Origin of the sequence: Acinetobacter sp. RW6 (assembly GCF_041956835.1) — a bacterium.
GTDB lineage: Bacteria > Pseudomonadota > Gammaproteobacteria > Pseudomonadales > Moraxellaceae > Acinetobacter > Acinetobacter calcoaceticus.
Map to the genome: position 1 here is coordinate 2,701,473 of NZ_CP167121.1, position 17,888 is coordinate 2,719,360.

At 40.5% G+C, this 17,888-nt stretch carries 16 protein-coding genes; 10 read left to right on the forward strand and 6 right to left on the reverse strand.

Annotation, left to right across the window (positions count from 1 at the left end; all coding sequences use genetic code 11):
- Nucleotides 1-310: 310 nt before the first annotated feature.
- Nucleotides 311-1,183, reverse strand: coding sequence for a LysR family transcriptional regulator (locus tag ACB088_RS12765; protein ID WP_375037145.1), 873 nt, complete (start codon nt 1,181-1,183; stop codon nt 311-313).
- 255 nt (nt 1,184-1,438) lie between these two features.
- Between ACB088_RS12765 and ACB088_RS12770 the strand changes: the two genes are divergently transcribed.
- Nucleotides 1,439-2,047, forward strand: coding sequence for a LysE family translocator (locus tag ACB088_RS12770; protein WP_375037146.1), 609 nt, complete (start codon nt 1,439-1,441; stop codon nt 2,045-2,047).
- 87 nt (nt 2,048-2,134) lie between these two features.
- Here ACB088_RS12770 and ACB088_RS12775 read toward each other — a convergent pair whose 3' ends face one another.
- On the reverse strand, nt 2,135-3,160 hold the full coding sequence (locus tag ACB088_RS12775; RefSeq protein WP_133748106.1) for a fatty acid desaturase: 1,026 nt from the start codon (nt 3,158-3,160) through the stop codon (nt 2,135-2,137).
- Nucleotides 3,161-3,376: 216 nt separating this feature from the next.
- Here ACB088_RS12775 and ACB088_RS12780 point away from each other — a divergent pair, with 216 nt between their 5' ends.
- Complete coding sequence (locus tag ACB088_RS12780) at nt 3,377-4,384, forward strand: AraC family transcriptional regulator (protein WP_375037147.1); 1,008 nt, start codon at nt 3,377-3,379, stop codon at nt 4,382-4,384.
- Between the two features lie 60 nt (nt 4,385-4,444).
- Here the strand turns inward: ACB088_RS12780 and ACB088_RS12785 are convergent, their stop codons facing one another.
- The gene (locus ACB088_RS12785; RefSeq protein ID WP_375037148.1) at nt 4,445-5,812 is read right to left on the reverse strand and encodes an amidohydrolase; all 1,368 of its coding nucleotides are present in this window, start codon (nt 5,810-5,812) and stop codon (nt 4,445-4,447) included.
- Nucleotides 5,813-5,845: 33 nt separating this feature from the next.
- Nucleotides 5,846-7,231, reverse strand: coding sequence for a long-chain fatty acid transporter (locus ACB088_RS12790; RefSeq protein ID WP_375037149.1), 1,386 nt, complete (start codon nt 7,229-7,231; stop codon nt 5,846-5,848).
- Between the two features lie 298 nt (nt 7,232-7,529).
- On the opposite strand from ACB088_RS12790, the gene ACB088_RS12795 reads away from it, so the two are divergent.
- From ACB088_RS12795 to tcuB, 6 genes are all read left to right on the forward strand, one after another.
- Entirely contained in the window at nt 7,530-8,459 is a 930-nt protein-coding gene (locus tag ACB088_RS12795; RefSeq protein ID WP_092710174.1) for a LysR family transcriptional regulator, read from the forward strand.
- 278 nt (nt 8,460-8,737) lie between these two features.
- Nucleotides 8,738-10,048, forward strand: coding sequence for an MFS transporter (locus tag ACB088_RS12800; protein ID WP_375037150.1), 1,311 nt, complete (start codon nt 8,738-8,740; stop codon nt 10,046-10,048).
- Nucleotides 10,049-10,133: 85 nt separating this feature from the next.
- Nucleotides 10,134-10,928, forward strand: a complete 795-nt coding sequence (locus ACB088_RS12805; protein ID WP_375037151.1) for a substrate-binding domain-containing protein — start codon at nt 10,134-10,136, stop codon at nt 10,926-10,928.
- 131 nt (nt 10,929-11,059) lie between these two features.
- The gene (locus tag ACB088_RS12810; RefSeq protein WP_080026359.1) at nt 11,060-11,989 is read left to right on the forward strand and encodes a LysR substrate-binding domain-containing protein; all 930 of its coding nucleotides are present in this window, start codon (nt 11,060-11,062) and stop codon (nt 11,987-11,989) included.
- A 103-nt stretch (nt 11,990-12,092) separates the two neighbouring features.
- Nucleotides 12,093-13,499: an FAD-dependent tricarballylate dehydrogenase TcuA gene (tcuA, locus tag ACB088_RS12815; RefSeq protein WP_375037152.1), complete on the forward strand. Its 1,407-nt coding sequence runs from the start codon at nt 12,093-12,095 to the stop codon at nt 13,497-13,499.
- Nucleotides 13,489-14,622 carry a tricarballylate utilization 4Fe-4S protein TcuB gene (gene tcuB / locus ACB088_RS12820; RefSeq protein ID WP_375037153.1) on the forward strand — a complete coding sequence of 378 codons (1,134 nt, stop codon included), beginning with the start codon at nt 13,489-13,491 and terminating at the stop codon, nt 14,620-14,622. The genes tcuA and tcuB overlap by 11 nt, the downstream gene beginning before the upstream one ends.
- 78 nt (nt 14,623-14,700) lie before the next feature.
- On the opposite strand, the gene ACB088_RS12825 is transcribed toward tcuB, so the two are convergent.
- Nucleotides 14,701-15,234: an HPP family protein gene (locus ACB088_RS12825; protein ID WP_375037154.1), complete on the reverse strand. Its 534-nt coding sequence runs from the start codon at nt 15,232-15,234 to the stop codon at nt 14,701-14,703.
- A 98-nt stretch (nt 15,235-15,332) separates the two neighbouring features.
- Here ACB088_RS12825 and ACB088_RS12830 point away from each other — a divergent pair, with 98 nt between their 5' ends.
- Nucleotides 15,333-15,893, forward strand: coding sequence for a TetR/AcrR family transcriptional regulator (locus tag ACB088_RS12830; protein ID WP_375037155.1), 561 nt, complete (start codon nt 15,333-15,335; stop codon nt 15,891-15,893).
- Nucleotide 15,894: 1 nt separating this feature from the next.
- Complete coding sequence (locus ACB088_RS12835) at nt 15,895-16,554, forward strand: VOC family protein (RefSeq protein WP_375037156.1); 660 nt, start codon at nt 15,895-15,897, stop codon at nt 16,552-16,554.
- An 86-nt stretch (nt 16,555-16,640) separates the two neighbouring features.
- Here ACB088_RS12835 and ACB088_RS12840 read toward each other — a convergent pair whose 3' ends face one another.
- Nucleotides 16,641-17,870 carry a CaiB/BaiF CoA transferase family protein gene (locus tag ACB088_RS12840; RefSeq protein WP_375037157.1) on the reverse strand — a complete coding sequence of 410 codons (1,230 nt, stop codon included), beginning with the start codon at nt 17,868-17,870 and terminating at the stop codon, nt 16,641-16,643.
- Between the last annotated feature and the right edge of the window lie 18 nt (nt 17,871-17,888).

The following is a 17,888-nucleotide window of genomic DNA, read 5'->3' on the forward strand; positions in this document are numbered from 1 at the left end:
AAACTTTCCAGCCTTGTCAGATTTGTGCCTTATGGTCTTATCAAAGTGAATTACTGGAGCGCTTCAGAGCATGAATAGATTTATACCGCAATCGAAACATGAATAAAAATGATTTAGTCTCATTCAAAACTGAGTGAAATTCATGTTTAAGGTTTAATAAATAAGTATGACGTTAAATATTTTTCATCTTGGGGAATTTTAGATAGCAGAAATTCAATATACGGCGCTAGCAAACCGCCTTAATTATTTTAAATATTTATTATTATTTTCAATAATTTAAACAATATGACTCCAGAGGGAATGGCTAGACTTAAACTAATTTATGCTGACTCTCATTCATCTCTGTTTTTAGCCATTCTAAAAATATAATCTTTCGCGGGTCTTCTTCAAAAGCGCTATGAGAAAGTAAATAATAGGCTGAACCGTCTTGTACAACTGGTGAAATTTTTTGCAGTAAGTTCCACTCAAGCTCTTTTTCAATCATATAAATTGAGATCACGGTGGCTCCAAGTCCAGCCAAGCAGCCTTCTAAACATAGATAAAAATGTTCGAGTTCAACTTTCGTGTAGCCTTTTAAACTTTGCTTTAACTCAGCAATGCAGCTAACGCTTTTGAAAAAATTTGGTCTAGAAGTCGAGATAAGTACATCTTCGGTTTCAGATGGCTTGGTTGCTTGAATCATTGCAATGTATTCATCGGCAATTTTCTCGCTAAAGATATGCTCTCCCCAATCAAAATCATTTCTGCGAATTGCGATATCAATATTATCTTTTTCACAATCGACCACGCCACCTGCTGTGAGTAATACCACATCAAAATCATGACCGAGCTTTTTAAATTTTGATAACCGCGGAATGAGCCATTTCATGGAAATAGTCGGTTCACACGACAAGACCAGTTGTTTGTTTTCGGTTTTGGGTTGGCTGAGCTCTATTAAACATTCATCGAGTTGACCAAAAACCTGATGGCAACAATTCAATAAAATTTCGCCCTGCTCAGTCATCACGAGTGTTTTATTTTTACGGTCAAACAAAGTCGTATTTAAAGCTTCTTCTAAATTATAAATCTGTTTACTGACCGCACTTTGCGTCACAAATAATTTCTTTGCGGCTAAAGTAACGCTGCCATACTTCGCCACAAAGTAGAAAAATTTTAATGAATTCAGCGATATTCTTTCTATCATTCCAAAAACTCATAGATGTGTAGTCGTTTTTATCGATTTTTATTTCTAGGTTTCTGTTCAAAATAAAAATCATCTTTATTAAACCCCATTTTAGATGATGAAAAACATATTGAATATCGATATCTATCTTCTTAACCGTAAAACCCCAACCTTTCTCGTGACAAGAATAACAGCTTTAAGTAAAACAGCTCTCCTCTCAAATACATTCCAAAAAGTACAGATTAATCCCCTCGTTTTCAGTGAGGGTGCAAGATAATGGCAGAGTTTATTGCGGTTATTTTGATTACGATTTTGGCTGTTATTAGCCCCGGAGCTGACTTCGCGATTGTCACGAAAAATAGTTACCTATATGGCAGAAAAATAGGCGTTTTGACTTCACTCGGAATATCACTTGGTGTGTTGGTACATGTAACCTATACATTAATTGCCGTTGCCTTTGTAATGACTTATACGCCGCAAATTTTGAATATTGTTAAGTATATTGGTGCGCTTTACCTGATCTATATTGGCTATAAAACTTTTACTCAAAAACCTGTTTTAGTCACCGCTGCCTTAACTTCTATAGGTACTTTTCAAGCCATAAAATACGGCTTCTTTACCAATGCATTAAACCCGAAAACCACGCTATTCGTGATTAGTACCTATACTCAAATTGTAAGTTTAACCACGCCTAAAACCGTTCTTTTGGCCTATGGCTTTTTTATGTCATTTGCCCATTTCGTGTGGTTCTCACTTGTAGCTGTGCTGTTTTCATCAATGCTGTTGAGACAAAAAATGTTAGCCAAGCAAGTGCAAATTAATAAGGTGATTGGTTCAATTTTATGTGCATTAGGTGTGATTCTGCTTTTTACTCAGTTTCAGTAGGGCTGGTTATTTTTTAAGAAATTGTAGAGTGGGACTGAGCCCTAGATACAGAACTCAGTCCATTCAAGCGAGCTAAGAATCTATTTGTTAAGTATTCGATTCAGATAAATTATTTACGTTCCAACGATTTGCTCTTTTAAAAGTACCGACATCGTTGAACCGTACGCCCATATCACGCATGACTTTATGGGCAACAGGCGCAGTCATTTGTCGAATGTAGAATGGTTCTTTCACGACAAAGTGGTGAATGGCATGTGTCGAACCAAAGTTAAAGCAAAAGAGTTGGAACGGCATCATCCACCACGGTGTTAACACTTGCGTTTGTTGAATCACATTGCCCAATTCAACATCACCGTAGTAATGCATATTGCTTGTCACAAAGTGCAGGCAGAAGGTACGCAGCACATTTGGCGCAATCCACACCACAGTCAGAATATTAATCACATGCATAACATTTAGGGTTGTAGCTGACCATGCGATCGGTGCATTTACCAAGCTTGAAACCATATCAACTGCGTGGAACCCTAAGAAGATATACCAAAGTGACCAGTGAATAATTCCAAGTGGAAAATAGGCTAAGAACGCACGTTTAAAAATAACTTTTCTAACCGTCCAATTGTTTGCCGCAATAATCCGTAGCAAAACTGCAAAACCATTGTCACCGATGGCGACGAGTCGGCGAATGCTCCATTGCTCTCCATTGGTTAGCGCTCTTTCTTCTAAATCAACTTCAGTGCCTGAGTTTTTATGATGGTTAAAATGCAGCTCACGGCGTTTCCACGGGTTAATGGTACTTGGGCGAGCTAACCAGACTAAGCCCATCATTAAATGATGTGCCCATGGTTTTTTTCTAAAATACATCCAGTGAATAAGGTCGTGTTCTAACTCATGGGTAAGAGATGCAAAAAACGCAATAATTGGAATTGCGAACCAAGCTGAAAGCTGATGATTGATATAGAGTACGGCTGTAGCAATCATTCCAACAAGGGAAACAAATAGAATCATCGCCCCTATTGCATTTTGATGGTTCAAAATGGGATGGCGCTTGCGTAAAGCCACGCCTTCCGCTGTGACCACTTTTTTAATGTGTTCCGTTTTTTCGCTATCGGTCATTCCAGCAGGATTTTTATATATGTAGGTCATCCGTTATTCCTCAGTTTTCTCATGCCCCTACTTTATTTATATCTATGTTTGTACGCTTAGCTCGAAACGCCAATCTATTGGCTAGGGATGCCAAAATAAAAATATTCAAAACAAACAAAAGTTTTTTTAGTTTTGAATCTTTTATACTGTTCACAGGAATATGAGTCACAAGTTATAGGACATAACATGCCACAGACAGCAACGGCACTGGCTAGCTGGGTTAAAGCGATTCAAAAAGCGCTTGAGAAAGCAGGTGTGGATAGCCAACCTTTATTAAAACAAGCAGGTTTAGATGTTCAGGCCCTAAATGATCCAGATGCACGCTATTCATTAAAAAACACAGCAAATTTATGGAAATTAGCCGTTCAAGCGACTCAAGACTCGTGCTTTGGCCTTAAAGTTGCCAGCCAAGTCAATCAAAATACATTTCATGTGTTGGGCCATTCACTCATTACCAGCACCACCCTAAAAGAAATGTTTTTAAGAATTATTCGTTACTTCCGCATAGTGACCGACATTCCTGAACTTGAATTTTATGGAGATGACAAAAATCATTATTTCGTTATTCATGTTCCCGACGAAGTTCAACCCGAATCTATCGATGCTTTTATCTCTGTTTTTATTCGTTCAAGTCGTGCGTTACAGGGTTCTGTTTTTTCGCCCTTACGCATTGAGCTGAGACGCTCAGAACCAGAAGATCTGGAAACTTTTCAGAGTATTTTAAAAGCTCCGATTGTGTTTAATGCACCCAAAGACATGATTGTGTTTGATACGGCAACCATAGAGCAGCCTTTAGATGGTGGGAATCCACACCTTACCCAAGAATATGATGAGATTATTAATCGTTATCTGGCTCGATTCGATAAAGAAAATATATTGGCTCGTGTGAAAGTAAAACTCATTGAAAAATTATCTACAGGTGACTTTCAACAGCAAGACGTTGCGAAAAGTTTAGGCTTAAGTATACGCAGTCTGCAACGCAAACTTTCAGCAGAAAATACCTCTTATAGCGAGTTGCTCGATAACACTCGGCACGAACTCGCGTTGTCGTATATCAAAAATTCAAGCCACAATATTACCGAAATTGCCTATATTCTTGGCTTTACCGATGTGAGTAGTTTTACCCGCGCTTTTCGACGCTGGACAGATTTATCACCACTACACTATCGGGAAAAACATCTGTCTTGTTCTTAAATTTCTAAAAATTTTAGATAAAAAAAAGATGCCTCTATGTGCATCTTTTTTATGAACATCTTATTTTTTATTTAACAGTTCGAGCATAGACACTGTGGTGACTTTAGCCCCGACAGGCAAGGCTTTTAAATCTACAACATAGTTCGGACTATGCGGAATATAAGGCACAGGTTTGCCTTGCTTTACTGCATTTGCAAACACAACCGGATCTGCCACACCAATGAACATAAAGTTAAACGGAATGTCTTTTTGGTCACCTAACAAATGGTGAACATCTTCCGAGCCCATAACCGCAGGATAATCAGTTAGAACATGTTTATCGCCTAGCAAAGCTTTTAGTGGTCCATTTAAACGCGCAGAGAATTCTTTATTATTGACTACAGGCGTACTTGAACCTTTAAAGGTAAAAGTAGGCAATTGGTCTTTACCCATGCCCTGCATTTCGGCAGCACCTTCGCTCATGGATTTAATATTATTTAACATGGTTTCGCGTACTTTTGGGTCAAACCAACGCAAGTTCATTTTGACCAGTGCAGTAGAAGGAATCACGTTATTCGAATTTCCAGCTTGGATCGAGCCAATCGATAAAACTGCTGCTTGTTGAGGGTCGACTGCGTTACCCATAATAGTTTGATATTGAGTTACTGCATTTGCCGCCATACTAATTGGATTTTTGGTTAGCATTGGTAATGAGCCATGCCCACCCACGCCTTTAAATAAAACATCGAGCTGATCGGTTCCCGCCATACGTGGCCCCGGTGCATTAATGACCACTCCAACAGGCGCTGGTGTAGTATGCACTGCAAAGAAATAATCAGGTTTTGGTAAGTTATATTTTGTCCATAAGCCATCGGTCACCATAGCTTTTGCACCTGTGATCGGCTCTTCGGCAGGTTGTGCAACTAAAATAATGGTTCCGCTCCATTCCTTTTTTAAAGCGACTAAGGTTTTTGCCATACTGAGCATCCATGTTACATGCGCATCATGACCACACATATGTGCAACAGGCGTTTCGGTTCCATCGTCGAGTTTTACCCGTACTTTACTTGCATAAGGTAAGCCAGTCGCTTCTTGAACCGTATTGGCATCCATGTCGGCACGGTACATGACCGTTGGCCCAGCCCCATTTTTTAAAATTCCAACCACGCCTGTTTTTGCTATTCCGGTTTTAACATCAAACCCTAATGACTTAAGCTCTTTGGCAACAATGGCAGAGGTACGCGTTTCCATAAATCCCAATTCTGGATGTTCATGAATATCTTTATAAACCTTACTTAACCATTCTGTTTGCCCATCAATAATCGTTAACGCTTTTTGTGAAACTGCTGGCAAAGTTGTTGGACTTGCTTCTGCATGAAGGACCGTTCCATAACCTGAAATCAAAGTCGATAACCCTAAAAATATGCCGTTTTTGATGATTTTATTCATGTAATTAAAACCTTATAAATTAATGATTTAATTTTAAAACTTATATCCTATTTTTAAGCCATAGCTTATAGAGTGATTATCCTTAAACTCACCCACATAATAGTCACTACCTGCCTGTGCGCCAAGCTGAGCTTTTGCATCGCCTAACCAGTAATATTTCACACCACCAGAAATAAAGTATTGCGATGTTGGACTGTATTGGGCTCCGACTCCTAAGTTGTAATATCCCTTGGTTGGGCCACCCGTTGAAACTTTATCGCCTGCTCCCGAGTCCCAGCCCACTGACACAGAACCTAGCCATTTAGGTGAAAAACGTTGCCCTAGTCCTAAATTTAAAGCCCACTGGTCATCATCATAACGAACCAAATTAAACCCTTCCGGACGGCTTGGTGTTGATAATCCCCCAATAACTTTTGAAATTTCACCAAAACGGTAAGGTTGTAGCGCCAAATCACTCCAATTTACCCAGCGCAAGCTCCCAAACAATAAAGTTCCTTGGCGTAAACCTGTTTGAAATTCTAAATTCACTGAGTTTGGAGATTTAAATTTGGTTGTACCAGAGCCTTCGCTATTGGGTAACTCTGAAATAATATGATTTAAATAATTTTTCTTTTGTTCGGTCATCTGCCCGATAGAAATCATATAGTCGAGATGTTGGCTAACTAAATCGCGTCCTTGCTGAGTCGTTAACATATCAATTAACGGCGCATTTTCAGTTGCGTTTACTTTGTGGGTAATGGCTGAACGATAGGTAAGCGAAACTTTAACGGCCTTTTCAGGAATTTGATAAGCCAGTCCAGCTAACCACCCCCAATCGCCCACAGTTTTAGTTTGAAAGTCATAGCCATTATAAAGACTAAATACATTGCCTCTTAAATTGACCTGACTTTTGAAGGTTTGATAAACCGGTCCTGCAAAAATATTCCAGTTTTTATTAGGCTGATATCCGGCAATGAAGCTAAAACTTTGAATATCAAATTCCGATTTTGCATTTCCTGTAGGAACTTGACCAGAAGTAGCCTTTGCAAGGCTTGTAGCCGTAATACCGGGAAGCATAACTGTGTCTTTCGGCGTTGCGACAAAGCCATTTAGTCCTGAATATTCGGTGTCAGCACCAAAAGGCTGATCGTAAAGCAACCCAAATGAATACTGCGGTGCCAACTGTAATTTTAAAGCCGCAGTCGGCCGATAATCTGTATTGGCAATATCGGAGATTGAGTGATGTGAAGGGTTAGTACCAGATTCCACTCCTTTTAAATCAGTATCTGTCACACCTAAACTGGCTTCAAAGTAATTTCCCGGTTGTAAAAATGCTGATACGGATTGGCCCGTTTTATCAAATGCCGCAGCATGTAATGCACTTGTACAAATTGAAGCGATTCCCAATACTAATGTTCTATTTCTTACCACAAAAATCATGGATCCATCCTGGATTTTTTTATTTTGATTGTTCACTTTATTTAGATTTTGAGTGGTGTGCTTAGCCCCAAACGCCAATTCGTTGACTATGGATGCCATATTTAAAAATTATAAGATTGCCTCTCTGAAATGAGATAAGTTCCTTTGAACTCAAGATTAAAGACGACAAAGATTTAAAACTTTCAGATAATTTTTTAAGAAACTTTTGTATTTATTGCTGTTAATATTAAAGCGCATGATAGATTTCCCAATCCTTCATATCTCTATAAATCAAGGATGATGAGCGAATACATTTATTATGGAAATCAAGCAAATAAAATATTTTTTGACGGTGGTTGAAGCAGGCAGTATTGGTAAAGCTGCTCAAAAACTCGATGTCGGTGCGTCAGCAATCAGTCAACAAATTAGTAAGCTAGAGCAAGAGCTAAGCATTCGCCTATTACAGCGTAATGCTTTTGGTGTGACCCCAACTCCCGCAGGCCTCGCCTTTTTAAAACATTCTCAGCTCATTTTACGGCAGATTAACTTTGCGGTAGATGCCGCACATTCAGCACGGCTTTCAGGCCACGTGAGCCTTGGTTTTCCACCCACCATTACCGCGTTGATTGGCATCCCTTTAATGAAATTAATGTCTGAACGCTATCCAGACATTCGCCTAGAAATTGTGGAAACGCTGTCGGGCAACCTGATTCAGTCGATTAATTCACGTCAGCTTGATATTGCCATTATTTTTACCAATGAAATTGACAAGCAATGGTCAATACAACCGTTGGTACGCGAGCAAATGTATTTAATGGCACGAAAAGAAGTGCTCGAAAAATATGGCCTTGCTGAGTGCATCCAAAGCGGCATTATTCGGTCTCAACAAATTGGTGATATTCCTTTAGTCCTACCACGTCAGCGTCATAGCTTAAGAAAACTGCTTGAGCACAAGATTGGACAACTCAATGTCGTCTATGAAATTGATGGCCTGCACTTACTCATGGATAGCCTGATTCACCTCGACCTTGCCAGCGTACGTCCCGGAAGTGCTTGTCTGCAAGAGTACAAACACAAGCTTCAACTACTAAAATTGATTGATCCTGAAGTTGAGCGAATCAATTACTTAGTCAGCCTTGCCGAAGAGGAATTATCACCTGCTGCACTCGCTGCAAAATCGGCAATTAAAGCGTGTGTGAAAGAGTTGATTCAAAACCAAATTTGGCCATGTTCTGAAATTATTTTATAAAGGGTCATTAGTTTTATTAAAGACCTAATTAATTTTGCCCTCTCACTCCCTCCTGCTTTTTAAGATTACATTTTCATCTGAATGATAAGTGAATTTCTGTTTATCGAATTATAGATGTGTAGTTTGAACTGGAAACAAGGCATCACATTTTCTACAAAGGACACCTTTAAATCTCATCTCTAACCCATTTGCTATTTAGGTTTATTGAATGAGTCGATTTAAGGCCCTCTATTGAAGATCGTGAATGTTTCCATTTTGTCAGGCCAAGGAGGTCTCCAATGGATGTCGTGAATAACCGTAGGGCTACTTTTAAAAAAATATTAAATGTAACGAGTGGCAACTTTTTAGAACAGTACGATTTTTTTCTTTTTGGTTTCTATGCCACTTATATCGCAGCAAAATTTTTCCACTCTGAAAATGAATATGTCTCTTTAATGATGACATTTACCGTGTTTGCTGCAGGCTTTCTTATGCGTCCTCTCGGCGCTATTTTCTTAGGCGCTTATGTCGACAGAGTTGGGCGACGTAAAGGTCTTATTGTGACTTTAAGCCTGATGGCAATCGGAACCATCTTAATTACCTTTGTACCGGGTTATGAGACCATTGGTATTCTTGCACCAATTTTGGTAGTGATTGGGCGTCTATTACAAGGCTTCTCGGCAGGTGTTGAATCTGGCGGTGTATCGATTTATCTAGCTGAAATTGCAACAGATAAAAACCGTGGATTTATTACTAGCTGGCAGTCTGGCAGCCAACAAATTGCGGTTGTGTTTGCAGCATTACTTGGCTACTGGCTCAACATGATCTTGACTCATGCTCAAGTAGGCGAATGGGGCTGGCGTATTCCGTTCTTAATTGGTTGTTTGATTATTCCTTTAATCTTCTTGTTCCGCCGTACTTTAGAGGAAACTGAAGACTTTAAAGCTCAAAAAACTCATCCAACAACAAAAGAAATTTTTAGCACACTTGCAAGCAACTGGCGCATCGTACTTGCGGGCATGATGATGAGTGCCATGACCACAACAACGTTCTATTTCATTACGGTTTACACCACAGTGTATGCAAAACGTACTTTAGAAATGTCGGTCACAGATAGCCTTTTAGCGACTGTGTTTGTTGGTTTGTCGAACTTCTTCTGGTTGCCAATGGGTGGCTTACTATCAGACAAAATTGGTCGTCGTCCTGTTTTAGTCGGCATTACGACACTTGCCATCTTTACCACTTACCCAGTTTTAAGCTGGTTGGTGAGTGACATTAGTTTCACCAATCTGATTATTACGCTTGCTTACTTCTCGTTCTTCTTTGGTCTGTACAACGGCACTATGGTCGCAACACTGGCCGAAGTGATGCCAAAGCGTGTACGTACAGTCGGCTTCTCTTTAGCTTTTAGTCTGGCAGCAGCTATTTTTGGTGGCATGACTCCAATTGCATGTACATATCTAGTTGAGCATACAGGTAACGCAAGTACACCAGCATTCTGGCTGATGTTAGCTGCGGTATGTAGCCTGATCTCAAGCTTATATCTATGCCGTGGTTCTCAACAGAAAAATACTGACGCAATTGCTGAACCTGTGAAGGTTAGCGCTTAAAACAACAACTTAACCTGAAATTTTAATGAACAGTACGGCGCATTTGCAGCCGTACTGTGCTCTCCTATCATTAAAGCGAGATACTATGAAAAAGTCCCCTATCTTCATGACCATTTGCCTAGCTGGTGCAGGCTTAGGCTCGACCCTTGCTAACGCAGATACACTCGAAGTGATTAGCTCAGGTGGTTTTTATTCATCTATGGAAAAACTCATTCCAATATTTGAAAAGCAAACTGGCCATAACGTTCATCTCTCGTCTGGTTCATCCATGGGCGCATCACCAACGGCAATCCCAAACCGACTTGATCGCGGTGAACATTTTGATGTGGTGGTGTTGGCTGCTCCTGAACTAAACAAACTCGCAGAAAAGGGTTATGTAGATCCAAATTCGCAAAGTGCTTTAGTCAATTCAAGCATTGGCATGGCTGTTCCCAAAGGGACGCCAAAACCAGACATTAGCTCTGCGGCAAAATTCGAAAAGGTTTTATTAAATGCCAAGCACATCGGCTATTCAGCAAGTGCGAGCGGCACGCATCTTGAAAAAGATGTTTTCCCAAGCTTCCCGCCTGTGGAATACAAAGTGATTTCTAGTAAAGCAGAAAAAGTGGTCGGTGATCGTGTTGCAAAGCGTATTGCTGAAGGTCAGTTTGATATTGGTTTCCAGCAAATTAGCGAAATCAAACCGTTTACTGGCCAATATGGTCAAGTTGATTTAGTGGGTCCAATTCCTGCGCCTTATCAGAAAGTCACCGTGTTTGCGGCTGGCATTGGTAAAAACTCTGAACATGAAAAAGTCGCAAAAGAGCTCATCAAATTTGTGAAGTCACCACAAGCAACACAAATTATTGAAGAACAGGGTCTTGAGCAGGTTAAACAATAAAAGCTCTAAAAGGCAACATCTTGAGGTGATGTTGCCTTTACTCTTTTGGTGGTTTACTCAGCGTAATAGAACAAAATGTATAGCGATAAACCAGTGTAGAATAATCAATAAAGGTCAATGTAGTATTTGCCGTGGAACTCAAACAATTAAAGTATTTTATTGCAGTGATCGAGTCAGGAAGCTTGGGTAAAGCTGCAAAAAATCTCGATATTGGAACGTCTGCATTAAGTCAGCAAATCTCAAAATTAGAAAGCGAGCTTTCTATTCGCCTTTTACAACGCACTGCCCTTGGTACAGTTCCCACCCCTGCGGGTTTAGCTTTTTTTCAACAGGTTCAACTTGCGCTTAGACACCTAGACCATGCCGTAGACTCTGCGCATTCTTCACGTTTAAGTGGACATGTTACCGTCGGTTTTTCACCAAGTGTAGCAGCGGTTATTGGTACGCACTTTTTAAAACTCATGAGAAATCGTTATCCCGACATTAAAGTCCGTTTAATTGAAGGGTTATCGGGTGATCTCAAAGCCTTAGTTAATGCAAGACAGCTCGATGTTGCTATCATCTTTAGTGACGATGTAGACCCGCAGTGGGCCATACAGCCTTTAGTCAAAGAACAGATGTTTTTAATCTCGCCTAAAGAAGTACTGAGCCAGTACCACCTTGAAAGCTGTATCGACACTCAAACCATTACCCATCCACAGCTGAAAGAACTTCCACTGATTTTACCGAGCCAACGACATGGGCTGCGTTTGTTGCTCGAACAAAAAATTCATCAACTTAAAGTGGCCTATGAAATTGATGGGCTACATTTATTAATGGAAAGCATCAGCCAACTCGAAATGGCAACCATCCAACCTGCGGGCGCAGCATTAAACTCTCGTCAAGACTTATGTTTACTGCGCGTTGTAGAACCTGCAATTGAACGGATTAACTATTTAATTAGCTTATCTGAAGAAGAAATCTCGCCTGCCACCTTAGCCACGAAAGTGGTGATTCGTGCCTGTGTCACCAACCTGATTAATGAAAAACGCTGGCCGGGTGCGGAGCTCATAAACACTTAAGCCATTAGTGTTTATTTTTACTAAACACCCATTCAAGCCCAGCCTCTCACTTCACCCTCTCTTTTAAAGCTACATTAGCCCCAGCTGAGAAAGGGAGAAATCCATGCATGATGTGATTGTAATTGGTGGTGGGAATGCCGCACTGTGTGCCGCGCTCACGGCAAAAGAAAGTGGCGCGTCTGTGCTTGTCATAGAAGCAGCACCTAAAGAATGGCGTGGTGGTAACTCACAACACACTCGTAACCTTCGCTGCATGCATGATGCTCCTCAAGATGTATTGGTCGATGCCTACCCCGAAGAAGAATATTGGCAAGACCTACTTAAAGTAACTGCCGGAAAAACCAATGAACACTTAGCTCGTCTGGTCATTCGTAGCACGGCAACCTGCCGTGACTGGATGCGTAAACATGGTGTGAATTTTCAGCCGCCACTCTCGGGTGCTTTGCATGTTGCACGTACCAATGCCTTTTTTATGGGTGGTGGTAAAGCCCTCATTAATGCGTACTACCGTAGTGCTCAAGAACTTGGCATCGAAATTTTATACAACACAAAAATTAAAGATCTAAAGTTAAACCAAGGACATTTTGAAGCCGCAATTGCTGAAGATGGTCGTGTGTTTAAAGCAAAAAGCTGTGTATTGGCCGCAGGTGGTTTTGAATCAAATCTGGAATGGTTAAGAGAAGCATGGGGACAAAATGAAAACGGCGAATGGCCTGCCGATAATTTCATTATTCGCGGAACCCGCTTTAATCAAGGCAACTTACTCAAATTTATGATAGATCAAGGCGCCGATATTATTGGTGACCCATCGCAATCACATTGCGTGGCCGTAGATGCACGAGCACCGTTATATGACGGCGGCATCTGTACCCGTATTGACTGCGTTTCATTGGGTATTGTGGTCAATAATAAAGCCGAGCGTTTTTACGATGAAGGCGAAGACTTCTGGCCAAAACGTTATGCGATTTGGGGCCGTCTTGTTGCCAAACAACCACAGCAAATTGCCTATTCCATTATCGACTCAAAAGCCATTGGTCGCTTTATGCCACCTGTGTTTGCGGGTGTAAAAGCAAATAGCATTCAAGAACTGGCCGAAAAAATCGGGTTAAATGCAAAAACCTTATGCCACACCGTAGAAGAATTTAACCAAGCCTGCATACAAGGCACCTTTAACCACACGGTTTTAGATGACTGCACCACCCAAAATATTGTTCCCAACAAAACCCACTGGGCAGTTCCGCTTGATCGCCCACCGTTCTATGCCTATTCCCTCAAACCCGGCATTACCTTTACCTATTTAGGTTTAAAAGTCGAAGACGATGCTGCTGTACGTTTTAATAATAAAGCCAGTCGCAACCTGTTTGTCGCAGGTGAAATGATGGCAGGTAATGTACTCGGTCAGGGTTATACCGCAGGAGTCGGCATGTCGATCGGCACGACTTTTGGACGCATTGCCGGAAAAAATGCAGCCCACTATGCACTTTCACAAGGAGTTGAACATGAATGCTAGTACTAAAGCCCTAATTCCAGTTGTTCAGCTCTCTGACCATGAACAGGAAGTTCAAAGGGCCTTACAGATTTGTAATGCTTGTCGTTACTGTGAGTCTTTTTGTGCTGTATTTGCGGCGATGACCAAGCGCCTTGAGTTTAATCAAGCCGATATTCATTACCTCGCAAACTTGTGCCATAACTGCGGTGCATGTTTACATGCTTGCCAATATGCCCCGCCGCATGAGTTTGGTGTAAATATTCCACAAGCAATGGCACAAGTACGTTTAGAAACTTACCAAGAGTTTGCGACCCCTCAGCCTTTAGGCCGACTGTATAAGTCTGTCGGGATTCCTTTTGTCTCGGCGTTAACACTTATTTTCTTTTTATGCATGTTAGCTGTGGTGTGGTACAAAGGCACAGACCTATTTGCAGGCTATCAAGGTAATTTCTATGCGATTTTCCCGCATAACTTTTTAGCTCTATTGTTTGGAGCGACCTTTACAGTTGCGATTGTTTTGCTCGGCATTGGAATTAGTAAGTTCTGGCGACAAACATCTAAAGTCATTCATGGCAAAGTTGAAAAACCTGACCTTGTTCAAGCCACTCAAAATGTATTAACGCTTAAATATTTAGATGGTGGTCATGGCAAAGGTTGTAATGAGCAAGATGACCGTTACACACAAATCCGTCGCGTATTCCATCACCTTACGTTTTATGGCTTTATGCTCTGCTTTGCAGCCACAGGTGTAGCAACTTTATATCACTACTTCCTTGACCTACATGCACCTTATCCGTTCTTTAGCTTGCCTGTTATTCTGGGCACTTTAGGTGGGCTTGGCTTAGTGATTGGGCCATCTGGGTTGCTCTATTTAAATCTTAAACGCCATCCATTACATGGTGACCGCGAGCAAAAACCTGTAGATCGAGGCTTTATCTTCCTTCTACTTATCGTTAGCGCTTCGGGGTTAGCACTCATGGCATTTCGCAATACCCCCTACATGGCACTTTTACTGATTTTCCATTTAGCTACGGTCATGACCTTCTTTATTACCATGCCATTTGGAAAGTTCGCGCATGGTTTTTACCGCAGTGCTTCTTTACTCAAATTTGCTATCGAAGAACGTATTTCTAAGAAGTCATAATTTCATTCAAAAGTATTCACTATCTTGGCATAGTGAATACTTTTATTATTTTTCAGCTCAAAACACTTCATGCATTCCCTACTTTTTACTATTTAAAATTCCTAAACCATACATCGGCCACTTGGTGCTCGCTTTAATATTATTAATCAGCATCGCAACAAAAACTAAAGACACTGCGCCGACCAAAACAGGAAAAATTAAGAAACTCCACTCGTAATTTATGCTGCTTGCGGTGAGCAAAATAACCAGAGGATTGGCACCAGCAGGTGGATGAACACACCTAAACACTTGCATAAGTGCAATTGCACAGCCCACTGAAAATGCAATTGTAAAAATAGAAACACCCACAAATTTTAGAAAAAACAAACCCACAAAAGCCGAGATAAGATGCCCAAATATGATATTTCTCGGCTGTGCCAAAGGTGACTGTGACACGGTATAGAGCAGTACACAGGTCGCACCAAACGGCGCCATGATAAAAATATTGTGTGTGAGCTTACTTAACCACAGAAGTATAAAAATACTGACTGTTCCACCAATAAGGCTTCTTAAAATATCAACTTTAGTGGGCGATGGGGCTAGTTTTTCTTTGCCATAAAAGATCGAGAACATGGGTTTTATTCCTCAAACAAAAGTTGCTTTTTAAAAAGCATATAGATAAAATCCAAAATAGTACAGATCTGTACTATTTTATTTTTTGGAAAAGTTTTATGTCAAAATCTGCCTTAAAAATATTAGATACAGCCGAGAAGTTATTTAACGAAAATAGTTTTGTCGGGGTTGGCGTTGACTTGATTCGCGATGAATCCGGTTGTTCCAAAACCACCATGTACACTTACTATAAAAATAAAAATCAACTGGTTCAGTCTGTGCTCGTTGCTCGTGATGAACGATTCAAGCAAAGTCTTTTAAGCTATGTGGGAGATGCAACTGGCTTAGAGGCCATCAATAAAATTCTTGATTGGCACACCAATTGGTTTAAGCAAGATTTTTTTAAAGGCTGTTTATTTGTAAGAGCGGTCGCTGAATCTAACCAAGATGATCAAGACATTATTTCTATTTCTAAAGCCCATAAACAATGGATTAAAGTACTGATTGCGGCAAACTGCAATATACCTAATGGTGAAGCATTATCTGAGCTGATCTATACGGTGATTGAAGGCCTCATTAGCCGCTTTTTAGTCGATGGTTTCGATGAAACACTTGCGATAAACATGAAAAATTCTATTAATCAATTATTTAATATTCATCAACAAAACATGAGAACTTAAAATGGAAGTGGACCATATTTTTATTTGTGTACAATCAGGCGCTCCCGAAGCTGAAACTTTAAAAAAATTTGGTCTAACAGAAGGCTCATCCAATAAACACCCGGGGCAAGGTACAGAAAACAGACGCTTTTTCTTTAAAAATAGCTTTATCGAATTAATCTTTTTAAATAACCCAGAAGAAGCCTCAAGTGATCTCACAAAACCCACCCTGCTGTTTGAGCGACTAAGTACTCAAAATAATATCGCGTCCCCTTTTGGTATTTGTTTTCGACCTAAAAATAAAGATGATAACGGTGCAAAATTTCCTCATTGGGTTTACAAACCGAGCTATTTGCCAGCCAGCTTAGAAGTGAACGTTGCCAAAGATTCTGTTGTGTCTGAACCCATGTGGTTCTTCCTTTCATTTGCTTCACGACCAGACCTTGCTGCGAAAGAAAAACAACAACCTCTTGTGCATAGCAAAGATTTATCAGAAATCACAGCGATTAAGGTTTCTATTCCAAACCTTGAACAGCACCCTACTTCGTTATTGTTCAATACGCTTGATGATTTTGAGGTGACTGATGGATCGGAGCATTTAATGGAAATCAGTTTTGATCATGAACCTCAAGGAATGATTCATGATTTCAGACCAGAGCTGCCACTTATTTTTAAATATTAAAACTCTTATTTTCTAATAAAAAAACTGTGATTTATTTCAAATCACAGTTTTTATTTAAATTGAATAACATTCAAAACAGCAAGAGCTTAAGCAATTTTCCCATCAATAATGCCTTTCTCTTTTAACGTAGCCAGCTCTTTTGCTGTTTTAAATCTCGATAAGATTTGAGCAGTATGTTCACCTAACTCTGGCGGTGCATGATGGTATTCAACCGGGGTATCAGACAACTTCATTGGTGAACCAATCGTTTGAAAATTTTCATTTAAACGATGAGGAATATTCACCACCAAATTACGATGCACAATTTGTGGTTCAGCCAAGGCATCTTCAATTGAGTTGATGACACCCACTGGTACTTTTAAAGCATGAATCATCTCAACCCACTCTTTGACAGTTTTCTGCAAAAAGTGCTCTGACAATAAAGGAATCAGTTCATCTCGATAATTGACGCGGTCTTGATTACGCACAAACTTTTCATTTTCGAGCAGCTCTGGGTAACCAATTGCAATACATAAATCTTTAAACTGCTTGTCGTTACCGCAAGCAATAATAAATTCTTTATCTTTAGCCTTAAAAGTTTGATACGGCACAATACTTGGATGTTGATTACCCATACGCTGTGGGGCTTTACCCGAAGCTAAATAGTTCATTCCCTGATTTGCCAGCGCCGCGACCTGCACATCAAGTAGTGACATATCAATATATTGACCACGGCCCGTATGGGAACGTGCAATCAAAGCAGCTTGAATGGCAATGGTTGAATACAACCCGGTTTGAATATCTACAACAGCCACGCCAACCTTTTGTGCTCCGCCACCTGCCACATCATCAGGTTCACCAGTAATGCTCATTAAGCCTGACATACCCTGAATAATAAAGTCATAACCAGGTTCTTCTGCACGCGGGCCATCTTGTCCAAAACCGGTAATTGAGCAATAAACAAGATTTGGGTTGAGCTCACTTAATGAAGCGTAATCTAGGCCATATTTTGCCAAAGACCCGGTCTTATAGTTTTCAATCACCACATCGGCAGTCTTGGCAATTTCATAAATTAAGGCCTGACCTTCGGGTGTGGTAATGTCTACCGCAACAGAATATTTATTGCGGTTAGTACACTGAAAATAGCCAGATTCACGGGTCATGTTTCCGTCTTGATCGGGCATCCATGGCGGTCCCCACATGCGGGTGTCATCACCTACTCGAGGACGTTCAATTTTAATGACTTCTGCGCCAAGGTCTGCCAAGATTTGTCCACACCATGGTCCTGCAAGCACACGACTTAAATCTAAAACCCGAATTCCTTGTAATGCACCCATAACGCTACCCTTATCTTT